Source organism: Blastomonas sp. SL216, from assembly GCA_026625625.1.
Classification (GTDB): Bacteria; Pseudomonadota; Alphaproteobacteria; order Sphingomonadales; family Sphingomonadaceae; genus Blastomonas.
Window position 1 is genome coordinate 1,813,599 of the sequence record CP113055.1, and the last position, 22,800, is coordinate 1,836,398.

The window sequence follows — 22,800 nt, forward strand, 5'->3', positions numbered from 1 at the left end:
AAATGCAGATCAATCCTCGCGGTCAATTCCGCCGACGAAGATTTTCAGCCCGGGCTGGACGTCGTCGAGGCCGGCGATCGCCGAGCCGCGAGTTTCTTCCTGCACGGCGCCGAGGTCGATGACGTCGTCATTCTGGGTTTCAAATGCGTTCATGCTCAGTTCCTTTCCATCAGATGCGACCGGGATCGGTCGCAGGGAAAGGCTATGCTTGGGCTGCCATCGCCTCAATTTTATAATCCGAAAATAATCCGACCCTTTGTCGATCGTAAAAATGACCGGGCAAGTGGAAACGCCTGTCGGTGTGCGTACTGGCATCTTTAGCTATGCGCCTGGACATTCATGCCAGAACCCGGTCAGCCACCGATATTGTTTCGGAGGCAGCTCATGGTGATACAGACTGGTTGGAGAGCAAGAAGAATTGAAACCGGAAACGGTTCTATTCAAAGCCATCGAAGAAAAAAAAACCGAGCCCGCTTTGCACACGGTCGGCGCAAGCCGGGTCGCGGTCCACGGATAACGCCTGCCGCCAAGGCCATTCCAGCAGCGGGACTCTCCCATCCTTCCGGAACGACCGGACCCCAGTCCCTCCCGGCATCGCCTATTGCTGCGATTGTCTTTGCGTCTCGCAGAGCAGCGAAAGGTCATCGCATGAGACGCAATGAGCAGAAAAATTCGAGCTACGAGATTCGTTCGTGCAGGTACCCATAACGACTCCGTTACCGCCGCCCGTCCGAAAGCCCCGCCGAACGCTCGATTGACGTCCTGTCACACATGGTCATTCTCGTCGCAGGCAGGGGCAGATCAAACCAATGGATGGAGACAATTGCCATGACATCCCAAAACCCCGACCGGTTCCTGAGACTCGCAGCCGTGCTCGATCGCACCGGGCTTTCGCGGGCAACACTGTATCGCAAGATCCACGCGGGAACCTTCCCGCAGCAGGTCAAGCTGGCGGAGCGATGCTGCGGCTGGAGAGAGTCGGCCGTGGAGCAATGGCTGATCAACCCGATGCACTACAGCGCGAGCGACGCACCGATACATTGATGGCCATTCCCTCGCTTCGAAGGTTCGTTCGATTCTGATCGAGCGAGGCCGAGCAGAAGGTGCAGCAGCGTCAGGCAGCGTGTCGGTCAAGTTCAGGAAACAACGGCAGAGGCGACAGTACCGTGTCGCGCATGGCGGCGCTGCTCGCAAGGCTCATACAAATCCAGTCGACTGCCCCGTCAATGGCCACGTGTTCGCCCTGGATCGACACAAGGGCGGCACTGCCTCGCGGACCAGTCGGGCTCCCCTTCGTAAGGGAACCAAACAAAAAAGGATTCGAACCATTCAGTTGGTCCGCTCGAGCCAACTCCGCTGTTGCCGTCGGAAAGGCTCCAAATCTCCTCCATCATGCGGTTTCGCACCCGTTGATCCACGAGCCGTTCCGAAGGCCTTTCTTGATCCATCCCGGTGTTCTGCTGGCACAAAGGCATGTCTGCAATTGGGAGTTTGTCGAACGCCGCTTCGCCTCGACGGTGCCCGCGACTGTCCAGCGGCACCTCCTTCGATCAAACGACCGGTTTCAGGTTGCGCAGAAGGCAGATTCTATGACGATATCTGGGTGGGAAGGCGAATGGCGGCTTGTGGTATAGTGACGAAGAAGTTCCCCCATAGGCGATGCGCAGCTTCATGGGGCAGGCCTCCACTTTGACACGCCCGTTATGCCTTACGCCTGACCGCGACGCGATCAGGATTGCGCACATTATAAGGCTATCTTGGCGATGGAACCGCGGAGGCTGGCGATGCCTGCCGCCATTGTATCCTCATCCCCGCTCACTAAAACATCGGGCTCAAGCAGCCACCGAGGCCGACCCTCGACATCGTAGACAGGCTCTGCCGAATATTGATACCGAATCTGCGACTGCTTCAACAGTGTATCGAACACTGCCGCTCCCACGCGCATCATCGGAGTTCCGACAATTGTTGCCCTGCCAAGGCCGCGCATGCCCATCGGGAAACCTTCCGCCATGCTCGCGCTCCAGCGGGAGGTCAAAATGACAATAGGCGCTGTGTAGGTGAATGGCCCACGCGCATCAACCATTTCGGTCCAGGTTGTGCTCAAGCCATCACCCTCGCGGCGGCTCATACGGGCATAGGGCTTTCGTTCGGTGATAAACCGGCCCATGATCGGCCTCGCGACCGCGGTGTCCCCGCCGCCATTTTCCCGGACGTCGATGATGAGGCCTGGTGTGTCGCGGAAGGCCAGCAAGGCTGCGTCGAATTGCGCAACAATAGCCTCGTCGGCGAAACTCCTTATGACAATGCAGCCGAAGCCCTCGGCAAGCTGCCGAATTTCGAAGTCCGGGCGCTGCACGGGTTCCTTCAACGGCACGTCAACCTGTCGTTCATTCCCGATGCCGGGCCTTACGATGACAGTGCGCGGCTGCTGCCGGCGACCTGAAACTGCGAGGTTGAGCGTGAAAGCCAAGGCTTCCGGATCGGGTTTCGCCAAGCAGCGTGGCATCAAGTAGGCAGCCAATTCGCCAATTGGGCGGCCATCGACAGCGGTGATTACGTCACCTGGCAGAATGCCAGCATCTGCGGCAGCAGATCCCTCCCTGACGCTCGTCACAAGTGCGAGCGAACCCTCCTTCGGTTCGACCCAAAGGTCGAAGTAGGGGCTGCGCTGCGAGTCGAAGTACGAACTTCCCAACGGATGATCCGGATCCTGCCTCAGATAGGTGTGCGCATCGTACAATTCTGCAAGGACCCTACCGAGGATGTTCGCCAGCTCGTTTCTCGAGCGCGCCGCCATAGCTTGCGGCCTGTAGAGCGTGCGAACAGCATTCCAATCAGTCTTCTTCTCCCTGAAGAAGCAGTACCGCTTGGCTAAATTATGCCAGAGATCGTCGAAATCTTTGATGAAACTGACGTTCTGGCGAGGCTCTGCTGCTTGCAGCAGATTGGCTGGCATGGCGTGAGCAGCTGTGAGCGCTAAACTCCCGCGAAGCAGGCTCCGGCGGCTAGGGTGATGCATCGGGTAACTCCTGCACTTGCATGGCCGAGTGCAGTTTAGCTGCCCGAGCGCCCTACGCCTTGAACGTTATTGCTGTGCGTAACGTCCGGGCGAGAGCCCGACCAATTTCTGAAAGTGACGCGTGAAATGGCTTTGGTCCGAATATCCGACACTTAATGCCACCTCTGCGATTGGCACACCTTGAAGTAGCATTGCTTTCGCTGACGTGATCCTTCGCTGATTTCGGTAGGCTAAAGGACTCAGGCCAACCGATTTCTTGAAGCTCCGAACCAGATGATAGACGCTGAGGCCTGTCAGGCGAGAGAGGGTCTGAAGGCCGAAGGTGCTTGCAAAATGGGTATCAATGAATTCGCGTGCCAGACCAATCGGCACCGTTGGCTCGGGCAGTCGCCGCACGATAGGCGCACTGCTCCTTGTCAAGGCAAGCAGCAGTGCCAAAATCGCGCTTTCCTGCTCCAGTCGCCCCGCATCAGCCGCCAGGCATACGTGGGCGTTGCGTACGATTTCGAAAAGGGAGGGATCGTCGGACACCGGACGCATGAAGCTGAGTGCGCTGCCTTCACGGCCCGTAAGCAAATAGGGGCGCAGTGCTGGCTCGGGCAGGTACAGAACATCATACTTGAGTATCGAAGAGCCAATGGCCGCGTTTGCATGCACTTCGCCAGGGTGAATTTGCAGGACGCTCCCGGCTCCAGCGATGTAAGAAGTGCCGCCGACGTCAAGTCTCTCGGCCCCTTCAGTCACTACCCCGATGACATACCCGTCATGACTATGTTGCGGAAAGGCACGGTGACGATAAGCGACAGACATAACCTCCGCGCCTGCGATGAAGCTAGAACGCCAGATCCGAGCCATCTCCATCCCATTGGATGCTACCATTTTCATCCTTTCGCGCGACGAAAGCTTGGCCGGCAGGCGTTGCCGCCCCGTATAACGGGCAAATGGACGCCGCAATCCTGCACTACAAGCAATTGGACTACCTCTGGCAGCATAATTTCGCCAAACGGCAGCCTGCCTGGCTTGTGCCTCATCATCCCGCAGCAAACTTTCAGCCGGCTACAGAATTCCATTCATATGGCTCCAAATGGCGCCCTCCATGAGCTTCATTTAGGTCTGCTCAGGGGTCGAAAAAGCACTTCCGGTTCTAGCGCAATCGCTGCGATAGATGCCTGATCGGTCTTGGGTGCCCACCCAACAGCTGCCGGTGGCCGTTTATGGGTGGAAAGGCGAATGGCGGCTTTCGGGCCGACTTGAGCCTGGAGTGAACTCGCTGAAGCCGTTGGAAATTCGAAATTTGATTGAATTATAGACTGCAAAATATGTTAGGATCCAGTCAATCGATTGAAACGCAGAATATTCAGAACCCTGAATATGCTCGCGCTGCCGTCTAATTGCCAGACAATGGAGCCATCATGCGCTTGATTCTAAACGCACTGCTGATTGTTGCTGCCGCACTTCCGGCGCTTGCGAACGCGCAATCGGCTGTTGGTACGCCCGCCTTCGATCCCAAATCCCTGCGCGGCACGCAGGCAGGCCCGATTACGCAAGTGCTAACCATCGGCAGCGCGCATCTGTCGGAGTTGGAGAAGAAACCAACCCCTGCCGAACTGGACAGCCTGCTCGACAAGCTGGAGGCATTCCGGCCCGTGATCATCACCCACGAAGGGCTTTCCGGCGAGCAATGTGATCAGGTTGAACGCTATAAGGCTCGCTATGCTGGCATCTTCGATGATTATTGCCGGGGCACGGCAGAGGTCGAAAAATCCACCGGATTAACCGTTCCCCAAGCGATGGAAGCAATTGAGACGACTTTGAAAAGCTGGCCCGCTTCGCCCTCCGCGGCGCAGCGCCGCAAGTTGGCTTCGCTGTTTCTCGCCGCGAATGATCGGCCATCGGCACTGGTGCAGTGGCTTCGCCTCCCACCAAGGGAGCGCAAGCTAGGTGACGGAATTGATCAGCCGCTAATGGACATTTTGGGCACGGTCGAAGCCCAACCAAATGAGACCATCGCAATCGGAGTAGCGCTAGCAGTCCGGCTGGGGCTGGAAAGGCTCTACGCTGTCGATGATCATACTTCCGACAGCATTCAAACAGCCGCTGGCCCGGACTTTGCGGCGGCTATTCAGGCGCATTGGAGTTCGCCCGGCGCAGACGCTGTCCCCGAGATTGCGCGCTATTTCGCATCACAGGCCGATGCCGCAAAAACGGGAGATTATATTGAATTTTATCGCGTGACCAATGATCCCGCGACCCAGCGCGCGTTTATCACTTTCGACTATGGCCGCGCGATCAAGCTGTCGGGCGATGGCCTTCATGGCCGCCGCTATGTTGCTTGGTTTGAAGCGCGCAATCTGCGGATGGTTGCCAATATCCGCGAAGCGTTCGGCAATGCACCCGGTGCGCGCGTGCTGAACATCGTCGGCGCGTCGCACAAGGGATATTACGACGCCTACCTCGATCAAATGTCGGATGTACAGATTGTAGATGCCTTGGTGGTGTTGAAATAAATCCAGCTGGCTCCGGATGTCTTATGGCTCCACTGACAGACATCGATCCACACCAACTGGCTATTTATACAAGCGCATGATTGCGGCATTCCAGGCTTTAATCAGCATGGTTGATGGTAGCAATTATGTCATATTGATCAAAAGCATGATCCTCCTCTCATGATGACGCCACGGAAATTTGTGCCTTCAGATGCCGACCCGTTTCCAGAATGGCTAGACCGACCATTTCCCATCACGCCATCAGGTCGCCGCCGCGACTGCAATTGATATCGTGGACGGCCCTCCACCCCGCGGGATAACTTCTGCGGATCAGTCGGAGAGGAGAGTGGCGATGGAGCAAGTATCGGTTGTTGGGCTGGATCTGGCAAAGTCTGTTTTCCAGGTGCACGACGTCAACGCGCAGGGCGTGGCAGTGCTGCGGCGCAGGCTCACGCAGGGTCAGTTGCTGAAGCTGTTGGAGAACCTGCCCCCCTGCCTTGTCGGCATGGAAGCGTCCGCCTCGGCCCACCATTGGGCACGTGAGCTGACCTTGCTCGGCCACGAGGTGAAGCTGATGCCGCCGCAATACGTGAAGCCCTATGTGAAGCGCGGCAAGAACCATGCTGCCGATGCAGAGGCGATCTGCGAAGCTGTGACCCGGCCGACGATGCGGTTCGTTGGCGCGAAGTCGCCGGACCAGCAGGCGACCATGATGCTGCACCGGGTGCGCAAGATCCTGACACGGCAGCGCACGCAGATCAGCAATGCCCTGCGCGCGCACATGGCCGAGTTTAGCATCACCGCAGCCATCGGACGCGGAGGACTGGACCGGCTGATCGCGGTCATCGCCGATCAGGAGGATGCGCGCTTGCCGGATGAGGCACGAACATGCCTCACGGTGCTGAGCACCCAGCTGGAGATGATCAAGGAGCAGATCCTCGACAACGACCGGCGCATCCTCGCCGATGCCCGCCGCACCGAGGCGGGCCGCAGGCTGATAAAGATACCCGGCATTGGTCCGCTGCTGGCCAGCGCGATCGTGGCTTGCGTGCCTGATCCTTCTACCTTCGGCGGCGGACGCAGTCTGTCGGCATGGATCAGCCTCACACCGCGCCAGAACTCAAGCGGCGGCAAGGAGCGGCATGGCAGTATCACCAAGGCGGGCAACCCTTACCTGCGCGAGTTGCTCGTGGTCGGCGCTATGGCACTGGTGCGGCGAGCGAAGCAGGGCGGCACCAAACGGCCCTGGGTGACGCAACTGCTGGCGCGCAAGAAGCCCAAGGTTGCCGCTGTCGCGCTGGCGAACAAGAACGCCCGGATAATCTTGGCAATGTCGGCAACAGGCAAGCCTAACCGGGAACCGGAGCTGGCAGCCGCCTGAGAGATCGCGCCCCAGGGCGCTACACGAGTTGGAGAGGGCAGACTGAACTGATGCAACAAGCCGGTTGAAACCGCCGGAGCAGGAGAACCCAAGCGACCCCAGCACTTCGAGTGCGTGCAATTGGGAGGAACCTGAACCGCGGGAATGGCATCAGGGCCAGCGGCCATGCAAAGCCGCGCTGAAAGGCCGGACACATGGACGCCACGACCAGCCAGCGCAGGACAGAAATACCCTTGCCAACGGAGAGCCGTCCACACAGGGGTCGTTTCCAGACAGGCAGGAATTTTTCGCGAGCGAGGCCAAGCCGCCATACGGCTTTTGGGATCGCTCACCGGCCCGGCACATGGCCGCTATTGGGTGGTTAGCGGTCATTGAACCATTCCGCCCGTCCCAAGCAGCAAATGGTCGATGGTTTCCCAATCACCGATAAAGTCACCTTCTGCTGTCCAGAACTGCGCCATCTCCCGCGCGAAGCTCTCTAGGCAATCAAATATGTCTACGTAGCGGCGCAGAGGCCTTCCCGTCTGTTCGTGTAAGATGGCAATCTGATCGTTAGGCCCGCAGATCATTTGGTCCTGCCGAAGGAACGACACTCCACCTATTCGGAAGTATCCTTGGTTATGCCAGTCTGGGTGCATTGCCGAGAAGATCAGATTGTGCTGCTCGATGCAGATAGGTACCGCTTTCGCGGGATTTCGGCTGAAGTCGATGACTAGGCCACCGACACTAACTTGCCCCTCGAAAAGCCTCGCTCCATTAGTTGCGATGTAGAAATCGAATAGCTTAGGAGGGATCGGGTGACCCAATGACACTGCCATTTTGTCAATCTCTGCTTCGCCCAGCCCAGCGTATAGACAATGTAGATAGGCGTAAGTTCCGCGCCGTGCTTGGGGGCAAATCTGCCGCAGTTGCTTTTTGTCGTGCAGCGGAGAGGCAGCAGACCAGCGAGACAGCTGCTCTAAGAGATTGGCTGCTGCGTTCCTGTTAATCATGAGTGACCAGTATGCGCTCTCGTCAGATGTCGGCAAGGGGGTCGAAACCCGAACGGCATCTGTGGACGCCCCTTTGGATGCAAGCATTAAATTGGGGTATTTTGGCACGTAGTCGGATGCTGTCATCTGTCCGGCCTCGATGAGCAGCGCCATAGCTGCGGGCCAGTATGGGAGTTCGCGGACCGGATCCATTACAGGTTTACGCGCTTGGCTAGCGCCCTGCCATTCCCTGGTTCTTCCAGCCCCGTCTCGCCGACTGTTGTGCCATACCCTCCTTCGACCGCCTACGTCCCCGACGCCTCTGACTGCTGCCTTGGCTTACACCACGACCACTGCCGGAGCTTTGTAGTCTTCCTTCCTGGTGAGCAGCGCCCACACCATGCGCGCCATCTTATTGGCGAGCGCGACCGAGACGAGCATGCGCGGTTTGCGCGCCAGCATGCTTTCCAGCCATGAGCCACGCGGTGCACCGCGCCTGTTGGCCTGCAGCACCACCGAGCTTGCGCCGATGATGAGCAGCCGCCTGATCGTCCGCTCGCCCATCTTGGTTATACCGCCAAGCCGTTGCTTGCCTCCGGTTGAGTGCTGTCGGGGTGCAAGCCCGAGCCAGGCCGCAAAATCGCGGCCTTTGCGGAAGGTCTCGATCGGCGGGGCCAGCGCGATGATGGCGGTCGCCACGATAGGACCGATCCCTGGGATGGTCATCAGCCGCCGGGCTGCTTCGTCTTCCTTGGCGCGCCGCGCGATCTCGCGGTCGAGCACAGCAACCTGCTTGTCGAGCTCGGCTAGCATGTCGATCATGAGCTTGAACATCGACTGTGCCGCCGCTGGTAAAGTGGAGGTCATCTCACCTTCTTCCAGGAGTTCGGTCAGCAACGTCATGTGCGCGGTGCCGCGTGGCGCGACCCAGCCATATTCCGCCAAGTGGCCTCGGATCGCGTTGATCAACTGGGTGCGTTGACGTACCACAAGGTCGCGCGTTCGGAACACAAGACCTGCGGCCTGCTGTTCCTCGCTCTTCACCGTCACGTAGCGCATGCCCGGGCGCTGTGCCGCCTCGCAGATTGCCTCCGCATCGATCGCATCGTTCTTGTTTCGCTTCACGAACGGCTTCACGTAGGCGGGCGGAATGAGCCGCACATCGTGCCCCATCGCCTTCAGCTGCCGCGCCCAATGATGCGCGCCCCCGCACGCTTCAAGTGCAACAGTGCACCCCGGCTGACTTGCAAAGAAGTCGAGCAGTTTGTTCCTGGTAAGCTTGCGACTGAAAACCATCGCACCGCGTTCATCGGCACCGTGCGCATGAAAAACGTTCTTGGCGATATCCAGACCTATTGTGCTAACTTGCGACACGGACGCCTCCCTCAGTGGTGAATCAACACCTCCACTTTGGCACATAGATGCCGTCGGGGGGCGTCCACCCCATCAGGTTTTGGCGTCCTGCACCGTGCAAGCGGACGCCGTGCAGTCCTAAGCTACAACGTCCGCAGTCCGCAAATCTCATCCGAAAGCTACCAGGCAGCTTCCGCCCCATTGCGGACGTTCAAATTGGCGTTCCGACAATCTGAAGCGGCCGTTTGCTCAGCGAGACCTGTCCCGATTCTCAATTTCCGCGCGGCCATGCCGCGAAAGAACAATCGTGAACGGGTTTGGGAAAGCCGAACCTTCTAAAGGCCTCAGGCGGATCGCCGAGTTCCCCTCCCCGCTAGCGGTTTGTTTGTGGAAACGGCCCGGCGGATATGTGATGTTTAAAAGCCCGGCTCAGAGACGATTTGGTCCCTGCTACACGCGATCCATCCCAACCGGGTCGCCCAGAGGAACTGGCTGTGTCTTGTCAGGCGCATGTTGACCATGATGCACGCAGCCCTAGTCGTTCACTTCGCGGCAGGTATAGGCGCCCTCGCCACTGGAGCCATGAGCCTGATTGGCATCAAGGGGTCCGCTCGCCATCGACGATGGGGTAGGCGGTTCAGCGTATGCATGATGGGGGTGCTGGCGTCCGCGGCGCTTCTGACTGTTCTGGCTCTCAATCCGTATTTCGCCGCTCTGACGCTTTCCGCCACGCTCGGCGTATTCTCAGGTATCCGGGTGCTGCGTCGCAAGCGGCCGGACCGGGAGGCGACCGACAGGGCAACTGCGCTGGACTGGGCGGTAACGGTCACGCTGTTGGCGCTTTCGTTCGCGCTTCTGACCTATACGGCAGCTGGCGGTGTCCAACACCGACAGCCATTTATCTATGCGCTGACGGGTGCGACGATCCTTTATGCGGGGTATGATGTGCTGCGCTTCCTGCGTCCTGCAGAGTGGCCATTCTTCCCAAGACTTTGGCTTTATGAGCACATGGTTAAAATGCTAGGCGCCTTTGCCGCGGTCCTTTCGGCATTCAGCGGCAGCGTCCTCACCTTCATTCCCATACCCGATCCCTGGAAGCAATTGTGGCCGACCATCCTGTTCTACCTAATCACCATCATGATGATCGCGCGGAACGCGAGGCGACCGGTGATGCCGGTGCAGGGGAGCGAATAGCGGCCGGTGTGGCAATCGGGGCGTGCCTCTATATTTTGGCCGTGTCGGGTGCGTGCACTGTTCTACGTATGGCTCATCCTTCCCTGCATTTGACGACAGCGCTGATTTGGCAGGCATCGTCCTTTGGCACCTGGATACCGGTTGCCTGGCTGCTGTCCCGCCTGACTCAATCGAGACGCTGCGATGAGCGCATCGTCGCGGGCGCACTTACGCTGGGGCTGGTCGTGATCCCATTGCAGGCCACGGTGACGGCCCTGCTCGATGCCAGCTTCTCGCCGACGTCGGTTCTGCCATTAGTCAGTCGGTGGACCACCCAATTGCCGGTGAGTACCGCGCTTTATACCGGCGTGATGGCGATCGTCGCCGCACTCGCTTGGAGAAGAAGAGCAGCGGCCGAGCAGGCCCGCAATGCCAGAATGCAACAGGCCCTTGCACGCGCCAGGACGGCAGCATCGCGGGCTTCAGCAAAGCTGGGCGTACAAGCCGCCTCCTTGCTCGTCTCTGAGGGTAGCCGCCAGGTTCCTGTCGATCTCAATCGGGCCGAGTGGTTCGGCTCCGCAGCGAACTACGTTGTCGTGAACTGGGAGGGACGCGAAGGCCTCGTTCGCAGGACGCTGCGATCGATAGAAGAGGAACTGGATGCGGCGATATTCGCCAGATGTCATCGTACAGCCATCGTGAACCTGGCAATGGTGCTGCATGCAACTTTGCTTTCTGACGGAACGTGGCGCCTGACGATGCAAAGCGGATCGGAAGTCGCCGTTAGCAGAACATATCGGGACGTCATCCTCGATCGCCTCGGTGCCGCAAAGGCGTGATAACAGCCCCTTTTCTGTATGACGCTATTCTCGAACACCGTTCCTTTGAAGAAAGGCCGGACCGTTAAGCGGCGCTGCTAACGCCATCTGCGTTCCCTATCGCGGCCGTTCCGCTATTCACCCGACTGCGCAATCATATCGGCTCTGGGCACAACTCGAAAGCAGCCATTGGACGTGGGACGTGCCGCTGGACCGAGGTGCCCGGACGGATACCTCGTTGCCCCCAGATCTGTCCCCTATTTTTCGAGACTTTGCGACACCACTCGGAAAAAAAACAAGATTCCAGCTGGGGGCAGAATAGCTCGAAACCCGCATAAAATCGAGGATTTGCAACGATTTGGGAAAGTGCACTGATGCCGCTCATGTGCATTTCTCCCGACTCGCTGCATTGAAACTTCAGACTTGCCGGAAAGGCGACGCGATCATGCCCTTGAATGTATATCGGTAAATGCCCTGCCATGATAGCCCCTCGAAGTGATCGAAGCTGAGAACTTGCTTCAGTTTCTGGTGGGGCCAGGACGCGCAGTCAATCTTACTGGAAACCATAATACTCGCTCAGACAATGATTGTATAGCCCGCGAGCTTCCACTGACCGTCAACGTCAAGGTGAAATGAAATTATTTCCTCCATTGCTACTCCGCTGCTTCCATTTGTAACCAACTTTACCGAAATATACTGGCCTGGAGGGAGCGGGCTCTTATTATCTACAACCACAATGCGTCCGATCGAAATCCAATTTCGACTACTGACGGCACCGAGGGAGGCACGTTTCTGCGCGGTATTAGATACGAATCTATCTCTCGGTACGCTTGCTTTCATAATGGGAGAGGACCGATCCCAAACATCTCCCATCTCGTATCGATCGACCGAATCTACTACATTAAGCGCTGCAGACAAGAAATCTGTCGGGCCAAGGGCTGGGTTGCTTTTTCTGGCAGCAACTGATTGAGCCGCCAAATCGTTGATAGGGGACCCGATAAAAATTATAAATAACATCAAAATTAAAATAATATTGCATTTGAAGAGAGAGCGCAAAAACATAAAATCCTACCCCTCCAAGGTCACAATCCCGCAGAAAAGAACCAATTCCTCGACCTCCCGCATACCAATAGCACCCTTGACTAATTCATTAATATAGAATATTCAGTTTTTACTTCACATTATTCCAAATTCGATCGCACCGTAATTCTATATCTTAAATTTCTCGCACTACCCTAATGCCACATTATTTAGTTTGAAAATATCTATTACTCAAATGAGCCAAAGCCCTATTGGTTATAATTTTCTTTTGACGAAATAATTTCATAACACTGTTTACTATTGATATAAGTCGCCGTCACTCGACGCTTTTTGTCAAATACCACTTGGAACTGGCATTGAACATGAGCAACGCCTGGCCCTTGATATATGTTAACGAGATAATTCCAATGCGAAACGCTGAATCCCTCATAAAAATGAGGCACACCCAGCAATTTATAAACATCATCAGTTCGGGCACCAGGAGTTATCATAACAATGTTGCTTGGTGTAGTGATAACGCCCGATCTACGGGAAGCCCTCTTAGGGTCTGGAAAGTGAACAGATTGATCCAGATGGGGCCCATGAGATATCATACTATCTCCCGCCTCAGCAAATGATGGCTTAGGATAAACAATTAAAAGGATTGCAACAATCAGTTGATGATAACACTTCATTTTTTTCTCCAGCCGTATTCCTACCCACCTAAGGCGGGAGGGGGGCGAGCAGGGGAGCGCGCCCCCCTCCCACCCCTTCCTCGGGGGGGGAGGAAGATCGACCCTAAAACTGAATACCAAAGCCCACCGCGGCTCCGGCTTGACGCCTGGTATTGTAAGTCCCGGATGCACGTAGAATTACCCGGCCATCATCAGATGCCTTCGAAAAGCCGAGAGCAAACGCTTGCTCACCCTGCCAATGAGCCACACCGAAGCCCATAATTCCCATACCAGGCTCGAACGCCTGTGGTACTGTTCCCATAGCCATAGCCGATGCCGTACCGCCATTCGCATCGCGACCAAATCGCGACAAATCAAATCGCAAATCCGAAACAGCGGTATCGGTGTATATGTTGGCCTGACCTAGCGTACTAGCGAGCCCGTTGTTAAGTTGGTCAAGATTGACTGCATCCCCCGCCGCAGTACCAGCCCCGAGGTTCGATATCCTATCTCCAGCCATATCAATTCCGTTACCGCTCATTGTGGCACCACCGACAATCGCCAAGCTCTCTACGCCTGTAATATTCGGATTGACCGCAATCTGGACCTCGGTCCCGCTTTGCTTAATCATGACATTGTTGCCAGCAGTGAACGTTGCAGTTGATCCGGGCGCAACGCTTGCAACGCTGGAACCCGTAGCCACGCCGGAACCGATTGAAGCTGTCGCCACCTTCCACCCGGCCGTTGCCGAGCTATTCACCGCCTGGATTGCAGATTCAACATTTGTATAAACATTGCCGCCTACAACTATCGCGGCCTCGATCGCGTTATTGACAGGATTATATTTTGATCCTGGACTGATTGAAGATGCAATACTGTCACCAAGGGCAACAATTTGGCTACCATTCACGGCGTCTGAACTCTTAGATGATAACGAGCCTGCGGCGACGCCTGTAATTTTTCCTGTGCCCTCAGCATTGATTGTCACATTTCCGAACTTGGGGCTATCAGCCAGTTCAATGTTGATGCTGCCACTCTGACTATCTGTGACTGTCCTGATATTGCCGCCCGAATATGTACCGATTGTGCTTCCAGTACCCCGAATGGCTAGAACCTGGCCAGATGATCGTGTAATATTAGAGCCCGCATTACCGGAAAAAGCGATATTTACGTTACCAATTGCAGACTGAAGCTGGCTCACATTGACGGCGTCATTTGCAGCGACACCGGCGGCCACATTGGTAATTTTGTTTCCGCCATTATTTAAGCCCGAACCTGATAATACAACTGCTCCATTTTGCCCCCCAGAAATGGCGATGCCATTGGTATCCACAGAGGTGTTACCTGCTTTTAGGCTAACAACTTTTATATTTTCTGCTAAATTGAACGTAACGTTGTTGCTGCCCGTCGACTTCGATACCACGACATTGCCGTCGCTGTTGTTCAGATCAACCGCACTGCCGGTCGCGCTGGCAACTGCTACGTTTGTTCCGTTCGCACCCTGCGCTGTCACCGTCCAGCCAGCATTCGCTGCCTGGTTAACCTGGGCAAGCTGCTCCTCGGTCGCTGCACGGCCAACAGTTGCAAATGTCGGGTCGCTCAGCGTCCGGTTGCCAAGGCCCGTCACCTCATTCGACACGCCGCTCAGCACAACCTGGCCACTCGTCACACCGCCAGCGCCAACCGACGTCGTGCGAGCACCATCGCTCACCAAAAGACCCGCAGCATCGACAACCGATCCGCCCACCGTCAGGCTGCCGGCAGATGTCAGATCCACATCCGGGCTCAGCGCAACCTCAACAACACCAGAACCGTCAGACCCACTCTGCGATACCTTTATGTTGCTGTCGCCAGCAAACCTCACCGTCCCGTTCGGACCGATCTTCGCACCGGTCGTACCGTCCGTCACCGTCCAGCCAGCGGCTGCAACGCTGTTCAGTTGCGTCAACGCATCCTGGACACTTGTGTAATTGTTCGTCCCCACGGTCAGCGAAGCCGTCACAGCATTAGTCGCAGGATTGTACGCAGAACCGCCGCCAAGCGCAGAGGCTGCACTGTTACCCAGTGCAGACAGCTGACTGACGTTCACCGCATCACTGCCAGCAACACCGGCTGCAACATTCGAGATCACCAGATTTCCGGCGTTAATCCCTGTCGTCGCGATCACCACAGGCCCCGCCGTGAGGCTCTGCACGCTGATCGCATCCGCCAGATCAAACGTAACGTTGTTGCTGCCCGTCGACTTCGATACCACGACATTGCCGTCGCTGTTGTTCAGATCAACCGCACTGCCGGTCGCGCTGGCAACTGCTACGTTTGTTCCGTTCGCACCCTGCGCTGTCACCGTCCAGCCAGCATTCGCTGCCTGGTTAACCTGGGCAAGCTGCTCCTCGGTCGCTGCACGGCCAACAGTTGCAAATGTCGGGTCGCTCAGCGTCCGGTTGCCAAGGCCCGTCACCTCATTCGACACGCCGCTCAGCACAACCTGCCCACTCGTCACACCGCCAGCGCCAACCGACGTCGTGCGAGCACCATCGCTCACCAAAAGACCCGCAGCATCGACAACCGATCCGCCCACCGTCAGGCTGCCGGCAGATGTCAGATCCACATCCGGGCTCAGCGCAACCTCAACAACACCAGAACCGTCAGACCCACTCTGCGATACCTTTATGTTGCTGTCGCCAGCAAACCTCACCGTCCCGTTCGGACCGATCTTCGCACCGGTCGTACCGTCCGTCACCGTCCAGCCAGCGGCTGCAACGCTGTTCAGTTGCGTCAACGCATCCTGGACACTTGTGTAATTGTTCGTCCCCACGGTCAGCGAAGCCGTCACAGCATTAGTCGCAGGATTGTACGCAGAACCGCCGCCAAGCGCAGAGGCTGCACTGTTACCCAGTGCAGACAGCTGACTGACGTTCACCGCATCACTGCCAGCAACACCGGCTGCAACATTCGAGATCACCAGATTTCCGGCGTTAATCCCTGTCGTCGCGATCACCACAGGCCCCGCCGTGAGGCTCTGCACGCTGATCGCATCCGCCAGATCAAACGTAACGTTGTTGCTGCCCGTCGACTTCGATACCACGACATTGCCGTCGCTGTTGTTCAGATCAACCGCACTGCCGGTCGCGCTGGCAACTGCTACGTTTGTTCCGTTCGCACCCTGCGCTGTCACCGTCCAGCCAGCATTCGCTGCCTGGTTAACCTGGGCAAGCTGCTCCTCGGTCGCTGCACGGCCAACAGTTGCAAATGTCGGGTCGCTCAGCGTCCGGTTGCCAAGGCCCGTCACCTCATTCGACACGCCGCTCAGCACAACCTGCCCACTCGTCACACCGCCAGCGCCAACCGACGTCGTGCGAGCACCATCGCTCACCAAAAGACCCGCAGCATCGACAACCGATCCGCCCACCGTCAGGCTGCCGGCAGATGTCAGATCCACATCCGGGCTCAGCGCAACCTCAACAACACCAGAACCGTCAGACCCACTCTGCGATACCTTTATGTTGCTGTCGCCAGCAAACCTCACCGTCCCGTTCGGACCGATCTTCGCACCGGTCGTACCGTCCGTCACCGTCCAGCCAGCGGCTGCAACGCTGTTCAGTTGCGTCAACGCATCCTGGACACTTGTGTAATTGTTCGTCCCCACGGTCAGCGAAGCCGTCACAGCATTAGTCGCAGGATTGTACGCAGAACCGCCGCCAAGCGCAGAGGCTGCACTGTTACCCAGTGCAGACAGCTGACTGACGTTCACCGCATCACTGCCAGCAACACCGGCTGCAACATTCGAGATCACCAGATTTCCGGCGTTAATCCCTGTCGTCGCGATCACCACAGGCCCCGCCGTGAGGCTCTGCACGCTGATCGCATCCGCCAGATCAAACGTAACGTTGTTGCTGCCCGTCGACTTCGATACCACGACATTGCCGTCGCTGTTGTTCAGATCAACCGCACTGCCGGTCGCGCTGGCAACTGCTACGTTTGTTCCGTTCGCACCCTGCGCTGTCACCGTCCAGCCAGCATTCGCTGCCTGGTTAACCTGGGCAAGCTGCTCCTCGGTCGCTGCACGGCCAACAGTTGCAAATGTCGGGTCGCTCAGCGTCCGGTTGCCAAGGCCCGTCACCTCATTCGACACGCCGCTCAGCACAACCTGCCCACTCGTCACACCGCCAGCGCCAACCGACGTCGTGCGAGCACCATCGCTCACCAAAAGACCCGCAGCATCGACAACCGATCCGCCCACCGTCAGGCTGCCGGCAGATGTCAGATCCACATCCGGGCTCAGCGCAACCTCAACAACACCAGAACCGTCAGACCCACTCTGCGATACCTTTATGTTGCTGTCGCCAGCAAACCTCACCGTCCCGTTCGGACCGATCTTCGCACCGGTCGTACCGTCCGTCACCGTCCAGCCAGCGGCTGCAACGCTGTTCAGTTGCGTCAACGCATCCTGGACACTTGTGTAATTGTTCGTCCCCACGGTCAGCGAAGCCGTCACAGCATTAGTCGCAGGATTGTACGCAGAACCGCCGCCAAGCGCAGAGGCTGCACTGTTACCCAGTGCAGACAGCTGACTGACGTTCACCGCATCACTGCCAGCAACACCGGCTGCAACATTCGAGATCACCAGATTTCCGGCGTTAATCCCTGTCGTCGCGATCACCACAGGCCCCGCCGTGAGGCTCTGCACGCTGATCGCATCCGCCAGATCAAACGTAACGTTGTTGCTGCCCGTCGACTTCGATACCACGACATTGCCGTCGCTGTTGTTCAGATCAACCGCACTGCCGGTCGCGCTGGCAACTGCTACGTTTGTTCCGTTCGCACCCTGCGCTGTCACCGTCCAGCCAGCATTCGCTGCCTGGTTAACCTGGGCAAGCTGCTCCTCGGTCGCTGCACGGCCAACAGTTGCAAATGTCGGGTCGCTCAGCGTCCGGTTGCCAAGGCCCGTCACCTCATTCGACACGCCGCTCAGCACAACCTGCCCACTCGTCACACCGCCAGCGCCAACCGACGTCGTGCGAGCACCATCGCTCACCAAAAGACCCGCAGCATCGACAACCGATCCGCCCACCGTCAGGCTGCCGGCAGATGTCAGATCCACATCCGGGCTCAGCGCAACCTCAACAACACCAGAACCGTCAGACCCACTCTGCGATACCTTTATGTTGCTGTCGCCAGCAAACCTCACCGTCCCGTTCGGACCGATCTTCGCACCGGTCGTACCGTCCGTCACCGTCCAGCCAGCGTTCGCGAGCGATTCAACCGCCTTGAGTTGCGCAACATTTACCGCGTCGCTGTCTTGCGCGCCGGCAGCGACATTTGTGATCTGACGCGTATTACCCGATGCACCGACGCTGACTGCTCCAAGCCCAGTGCTATTTGTTGCCGCTATCCCTGCCAAGCTCGCTGAACTCGCGCCCAGCGGAACATATCCCGGCACTCCTGCCGCTGTGCCCGCAACTGAACTCGAACCCAATGCTACGCCATCCGCTACCGTAACAGTGCTGTTCGCACCCAAAGCAGTGGATCGATTGGCTGCAATCCCGACTCCCGATCCGATCGCAACGACGTTACTGACGTCACTGGAAACGGTAGCGCCACTCGCAATTATCTGACTCCCAGTCAGATTCTCTCCGACAGAATTTCGATTCCCGATTACACTAGTGTCTTTTGCACCAGTCAAATTATTTGAGACACCTAGAACCGTTATATCCCCAGAGGAGACAACCTGATTATTTGAGCCAAATACTCGGACATATCGACCTGAGGATACAGCGTTACTATCACCCATGATTTGGACATCCACGCTGTTGGAAACAGAGTTTCGTAGCCCCAATACACCAACAATAGATGAATTTGAACTTGTGTTCCCCCCACCAATTACAGCTACACCTAGTGCGCTTGAATCAGCATGTGTTATTTGATTGCCGGCGCCCAGTATAACACTACCAGTTGTGCCGCTAATGCCGCTTCCGCTGCCGATGACACTACTACCAGTCGAATTAGTGATATTCGCAGCCGCACCAATTGCAATGCTCGCAGCGCTAGCAAACGAACCGGGCGCCCCGGTTGAGTTGACGCTGGCCCCATCTCCTATCGCAGTTGAAAACAACGCCATAGCCTTGGCATCGTCACCGATGGCAGTTGCGCCGTCTGCATTCGCAATCGTCTCCGAACCGACAGCGGTGGCTCCATCTCCGCGGGCGGTCGAAACTCGACCTATTGCGACCGCGCCGTCATCAGCATTGCCACCTGTAGCCCGAGCTCCGCTCCCCACTGCCACGCTGTCGGCATCATCCGCGAGTGCATTCACGCCAACCGCAAGTGAATTTATTCCAGTTGCGCCATCGTTATTGTAGTTACCACGCTGAATGCCGCCGTCGTTTACGCTAAAATACCGCGTTGTCGCAGCGGCCTGGACCTGGGCAAGCTGCTCCTCGGTCGCTGCACGGCCAACAGTTGCAAATGTCGGGTCGCTCAGCGTCCGGTTGCCAAGGCCCGTCACCTCATTCGACACGCCGCTCAGCACAACCTGGCCACTCGTCACACCGCCAGCGCCAACCGACGTCGTGCGAGCACCATCGCTCACCAAAAGACCCGCAGCATCGACAACCGATCCGCCCACCGTCAGGCTGCCGGCAGATGTCAGATCCACATCCGGGCTCAGCGCAACCTCAACAACACCAGAACCGTCAGACCCACTCTGCGATACCTTTATGTTGCTGTCGCCAGCAAACCTCACCGTCCCGTTCGGACCGATCTTCGCACCGGTCGTACCGTCCGTCACCGTCCAGCCAGCGTTCGCGAGCGATTCAACCGCCTTGAGTTGCGCAACATTTACCGCGTCGCTGTCTTGCGCGCCGGCAGCGACATTTGTGATCTGACGCGTATTACCCGATGCACCGACGCTGACTGCTCCAAGCCCAGTGCTATTTGTTGCCGCTATCCCTGCCAAGCTCGCTGAACTCGCGCCCAGCGGAACATATCCCGGCACTCCTGCCGCTGTGCCCGCAACTGAACTCGAACCCAATGCTACGCCATCCGCTACCGTAACAGTGCTGTTCGCACCCAAAGCAGTGGATCCACTTACATTTGAATTGGCATTTAAGCCTAACGCGGTTCCAGCAACAATCGCCGGGTCGTTCACCCCACCGTTAAAGGTTGCAATTGCACCATCGCCAAATGCTGCCCCGCCGTTACCTGCTCGCGCCGACGCACCAACGGCAACTGATCCCGTTGCAATGGCATCATAGCCCAGCGCAATACTGCGTTCGCCTGTCGCAGTAGCTTGGGTGCCTATGGCCACGGCATCCCGAGCCGACGCATCGGAATCGGTTCCGCCAGCAAACGCATTCACACCCGATGCACGCGCACCGTCACCGATCGCAGTCCCAGAATTTGCCGTAGCCACTGCCCCTGAACCAATAGCGACAGTATCATCCACGTCCAAAACCGCTGATGTGATTACAATTGGCTGCGCATCAAGCGGGCTCTCCACAATGGTTGACGTTGTTCCCGCACGATTTCCAATCGCAACATTACTGTTACCTGAAACATCCGCGCCAGCTCCATTTCCAGAAGCAATATTGAAGCTACCTTGAACATTTGTACCAGCATAATAACCGCTAGCACTGTTAAATCCCCCAGTAACCCCATTGCCCGACTGCGGCCCCAAGGCAGAGTTGTTGTTACCCGATACTGCTCTACCACTTTCCCAGCCGAGGGTAATGTTCCTAGACCCAGAAATATCCCTACCGGAACGCGTACCAAGGGCCAAATTGTTATTGCCACCAGAGCCGGAAGCTCCATTGCCAGCTATGTTTTGGCCGGCCTCAAGACCCATCGCAACATTGTTGTTGCCATTCACATTTTGGCCTGAACTAGATCCGATCGCTATCTGTGAAGACGACCCCGTCACGGTGTTTAAGCCAGCAGACGCCCCAACAATTACAGCTCCGTTGCCGTTGGCGCGCGATCCACTACCAATAGCAATAGATGTTACTGCCCCAGCTCGAGCATCGTTACCTACAGCCACGGTATTGTTGAATGCAGAACGCGCGCCTACCCCAACTACAGTTGAACCCGAACCATTTGCAATACTGGAGGTGCCGATCGCCAGCGCATTAGTGTTACTTGCTGACGCACCATCACCCAGAGCCAGGCTGGTGACGCCGGTCGAGGCTGCAGCGCGCCCTATTGCAATGCCAGATGTCGCAGCGACCGCCACCGTTGCCTGCCCGCCGACTGCAATCGAGTCTGCGCCCCCAGCCTGCGCGCCGCGCGTCGCGTTTGCACCAATCGCAACAGCACCAGCTCCAGATGCGGTCGTAGAATTTGCGACTGTCAGCGGCGTCGTACCATTCCCGCCCGCGCCACCGATGGCAACCGCGTTTAGTCCGCTGGAAACAGCACTAAAACCAAGGGCAACTGCCCCTGTCCCCGAAGCATTGGAGTCTAGCCCGAATGCAGAAGCCCATTTCGCCGAGTCCGCATTGTACCCGACGGCGACTGCTCCCACTCCGAAACCATCTGCTCGAGCGCCGATTACGGTGACACCCAACTGATCGTGGCCATCGGCATTGCAGCCTGCAACTGTCGAATAAGTGCCGCTTCCATCGGCTGGCTGTGAGGTTGTATTGCCCTGCGCGGGCTCATTTCCAACGACCGCGTTCCCCCCTGCCGACACGCAAGACGTGGGCGAAGGGTGGGTATTCGCCAGTGCTGGGCCAGCAAACCCAAGAGCAGCGATTGCCCCCAAGGCACCAAAACTTGCGCTTCCGCGGCCTATAGCTGCACCAAACCCAAGAGCTCCGATCGAATGCCGGCGACCAAAAACAACAAACATTGATGCCGCCCGCAGCGCACCCATTATACGCCGCCGCACACCCTTGCCCAACCCATTCGAAGCTGAAAGCAGCTGCCCAGCATCCCAGCCCGAGCAATCACGCCGACGATCAATAAGATTATGCGCCATTTTCTAACCTTAAATTACATATACTGCATATAATACACTTCGAAACTCAAAGTGTTTTTGAATACAAACCATATACTCGAGCCATAATTTTATGACCTTAGAGAATGAGTTTTTACCCCAGCCAAACGCCAGCGATCGTCCTCATCCAATCGAAAACTGAGCTGTTCTACCCGCCCTTCGCCCGAAGAATTGTGCGAAATCAAAAAAACAGTCACATAGCCCCCTGGCGGGACCCCCCCTTGGGCGCCGGCCCCAACTTTAACTTGCTCGATCCGGGTCCATACGCGCGACACACTGCGACCGAAGCCTGAATTGGCCGCAGCGACTTCCCCACTAAATTTTGACCTGGAGATAGCGCCCTTCATGACGACCGAGGCGGAATCATAAACCTGCTCGGCCCCTCCCATCTCCAGCACCAATGCAGTTTTCAAGGCATTATGGATGATGAGGTCACTTGATATGCCCACCTTCGGATCGACCCGGTAAACCGGCCCATTCCGCTCATCCTTTTCAGTCATTGGCTGCGATTGCGACTCACCAGCATTCGCATAAATGACACCGCTCGAGCTAATGACAGCCAGCGATAGGGCCAGAGCCTTCAATTGCGAATTCACCACAAATGCTCCTTAATTACCGGATATGACATATGTAAATTCAGGTATTTTTGCCCAAACGCCAAATCTACATGACCAATTGCAATTCTTGGCACATCGAAGGCTCAATTCTCGCGAGATTTTCCGACCTTATTAATTTATCAATAACTGCCTTAAGCGAAATTGCATCAGCGAATCGAGCCCATTACGGTCACTTTATGTTTGCGACAACTTGCTCCAGAAAGCATAATTTGGAAATAGCTGGTGGAACGATTTTACAGTCGCATCTGCGACTCACTATCGAAACGACACCTTGCCGCCTTGGGATCGGCGCGGAT

At 57.0% G+C, this 22,800-nt stretch carries 14 protein-coding genes; 5 read left to right on the forward strand and 9 right to left on the reverse strand.

The window, feature by feature from the left end; genetic code table 11:
• Positions 1-9: 9 nt before the first annotated feature.
• Positions 10-153 (reverse strand): benenodin family lasso peptide, encoded by a 144-nt coding sequence (locus OU999_08585; protein WAC25223.1) that lies wholly within the window; start codon positions 151-153, stop codon positions 10-12.
• A 675-nt stretch (positions 154-828) separates the two neighbouring features.
• Here OU999_08585 and OU999_08590 point away from each other — a divergent pair.
• Entirely contained in the window at positions 829-1,044 is a 216-nt protein-coding gene (locus OU999_08590; GenBank protein ID WAC25224.1) for an AlpA family transcriptional regulator, read from the forward strand.
• A 700-nt stretch (positions 1,045-1,744) separates the two neighbouring features.
• Here the strand turns inward: OU999_08590 and OU999_08595 are convergent.
• Both OU999_08595 and OU999_08600 read right to left on the reverse strand, forming a co-directional pair.
• Positions 1,745-2,956, reverse strand: a complete 1,212-nt coding sequence (locus tag OU999_08595) for a S41 family peptidase (protein WAC25225.1) — start codon at positions 2,954-2,956, stop codon at positions 1,745-1,747.
• Between the two features lie 129 nt (positions 2,957-3,085).
• Entirely contained in the window at positions 3,086-3,898 is an 813-nt protein-coding gene (locus OU999_08600; GenBank protein WAC25226.1) for an AraC family transcriptional regulator, read from the reverse strand.
• Positions 3,899-4,431: 533 nt separating this feature from the next.
• Between OU999_08600 and OU999_08605 the strand changes: the two genes are divergently transcribed.
• Entirely contained in the window at positions 4,432-5,526 is a 1,095-nt protein-coding gene (locus OU999_08605) for a DUF5694 domain-containing protein (protein ID WAC25227.1), read from the forward strand.
• A gap of 331 nt (positions 5,527-5,857) precedes the next feature.
• Positions 5,858-6,886: an IS110 family transposase gene (locus tag OU999_08610; GenBank protein ID WAC25228.1), complete on the forward strand. Its 1,029-nt coding sequence runs from the start codon at positions 5,858-5,860 to the stop codon at positions 6,884-6,886.
• 368 nt (positions 6,887-7,254) lie between these two features.
• Here the strand turns inward: OU999_08610 and OU999_08615 are convergent, their stop codons facing one another.
• Together OU999_08615 and OU999_08620 are read right to left on the reverse strand one after the other, a co-directional pair.
• Positions 7,255-8,031 carry a hypothetical protein gene (locus OU999_08615; GenBank protein WAC25229.1) on the reverse strand — a complete coding sequence of 259 codons (777 nt, stop codon included), beginning with the start codon at positions 8,029-8,031 and terminating at the stop codon, positions 7,255-7,257.
• A gap of 165 nt (positions 8,032-8,196) precedes the next feature.
• Positions 8,197-9,231, reverse strand: coding sequence for an IS110 family transposase (locus OU999_08620; GenBank protein WAC25230.1), 1,035 nt, complete (start codon positions 9,229-9,231; stop codon positions 8,197-8,199).
• A 627-nt stretch (positions 9,232-9,858) separates the two neighbouring features.
• Here OU999_08620 and OU999_08625 point away from each other — a divergent pair.
• The gene (locus OU999_08625; GenBank protein WAC25231.1) at positions 9,859-10,404 is read left to right on the forward strand and encodes a hypothetical protein; all 546 of its coding nucleotides are present in this window, start codon (positions 9,859-9,861) and stop codon (positions 10,402-10,404) included.
• An 89-nt stretch (positions 10,405-10,493) separates the two neighbouring features.
• A complete protein-coding gene (locus OU999_08630) occupies positions 10,494-11,222 on the forward strand; it encodes a LytTR family DNA-binding domain-containing protein (GenBank protein ID WAC25232.1) in 729 nt (242 codons plus the stop codon).
• A 555-nt stretch (positions 11,223-11,777) separates the two neighbouring features.
• Here the strand turns inward: OU999_08630 and OU999_08635 are convergent.
• The 4 genes from OU999_08635 to OU999_08650 all read right to left on the reverse strand — a co-directional run bounded on the left by OU999_08635 (position 11,778) and on the right by OU999_08650 (position 22,483).
• A complete protein-coding gene (locus OU999_08635) occupies positions 11,778-12,263 on the reverse strand; it encodes a DUF4019 domain-containing protein (GenBank protein ID WAC25233.1) in 486 nt (161 codons plus the stop codon).
• Positions 12,264-12,490: 227 nt separating this feature from the next.
• Positions 12,491-12,916 (reverse strand): outer membrane protein assembly factor BamE, encoded by a 426-nt coding sequence (gene bamE, locus OU999_08640; protein ID WAC25234.1) that lies wholly within the window; start codon positions 12,914-12,916, stop codon positions 12,491-12,493.
• A gap of 103 nt (positions 12,917-13,019) precedes the next feature.
• Positions 13,020-21,122, reverse strand: a complete 8,103-nt coding sequence (locus OU999_08645) for a hypothetical protein (GenBank protein ID WAC25235.1) — start codon at positions 21,120-21,122, stop codon at positions 13,020-13,022.
• Positions 21,123-21,958: 836 nt separating this feature from the next.
• On the reverse strand, positions 21,959-22,483 hold the full coding sequence (locus tag OU999_08650; GenBank protein WAC25236.1) for a DUF4019 domain-containing protein: 525 nt from the start codon (positions 22,481-22,483) through the stop codon (positions 21,959-21,961).
• Positions 22,484-22,800 lie beyond the last annotated feature (317 nt).

Excerpts from the sequence above, each read along its gene's own strand:
- OU999_08585 (WAC25223.1), bottom strand. The coding sequence starts at position 153 with ATGAACGCATTTGAAACCCAGAATGACGACGTCATCGACCTCGGCGCC.
- OU999_08590 (WAC25224.1), top strand. The coding sequence starts at position 829 with ATGACATCCCAAAACCCCGACCGGTTCCTGAGACTCGCAGCCGTGCTC.
- OU999_08595 (WAC25225.1), bottom strand. The coding sequence starts at position 2,956 with ATGCCAGCCAATCTGCTGCAAGCAGCAGAGCCTCGCCAGAACGTCAGT.
- OU999_08600 (WAC25226.1), bottom strand. The coding sequence starts at position 3,898 with ATGGTAGCATCCAATGGGATGGAGATGGCTCGGATCTGGCGTTCTAGC.
- OU999_08605 (WAC25227.1), top strand. The coding sequence starts at position 4,432 with ATGCGCTTGATTCTAAACGCACTGCTGATTGTTGCTGCCGCACTTCCG.
- OU999_08610 (WAC25228.1), top strand. The coding sequence starts at position 5,858 with ATGGAGCAAGTATCGGTTGTTGGGCTGGATCTGGCAAAGTCTGTTTTC.
- OU999_08615 (WAC25229.1), bottom strand. The coding sequence starts at position 8,031 with ATGGCGCTGCTCATCGAGGCCGGACAGATGACAGCATCCGACTACGTG.
- OU999_08625 (WAC25231.1), top strand. The coding sequence starts at position 9,859 with ATGATGGGGGTGCTGGCGTCCGCGGCGCTTCTGACTGTTCTGGCTCTC.
- OU999_08635 (WAC25233.1), bottom strand. The coding sequence starts at position 12,263 with ATGTTTTTGCGCTCTCTCTTCAAATGCAATATTATTTTAATTTTGATG.
- bamE (WAC25234.1), bottom strand. The coding sequence starts at position 12,916 with ATGAAGTGTTATCATCAACTGATTGTTGCAATCCTTTTAATTGTTTAT.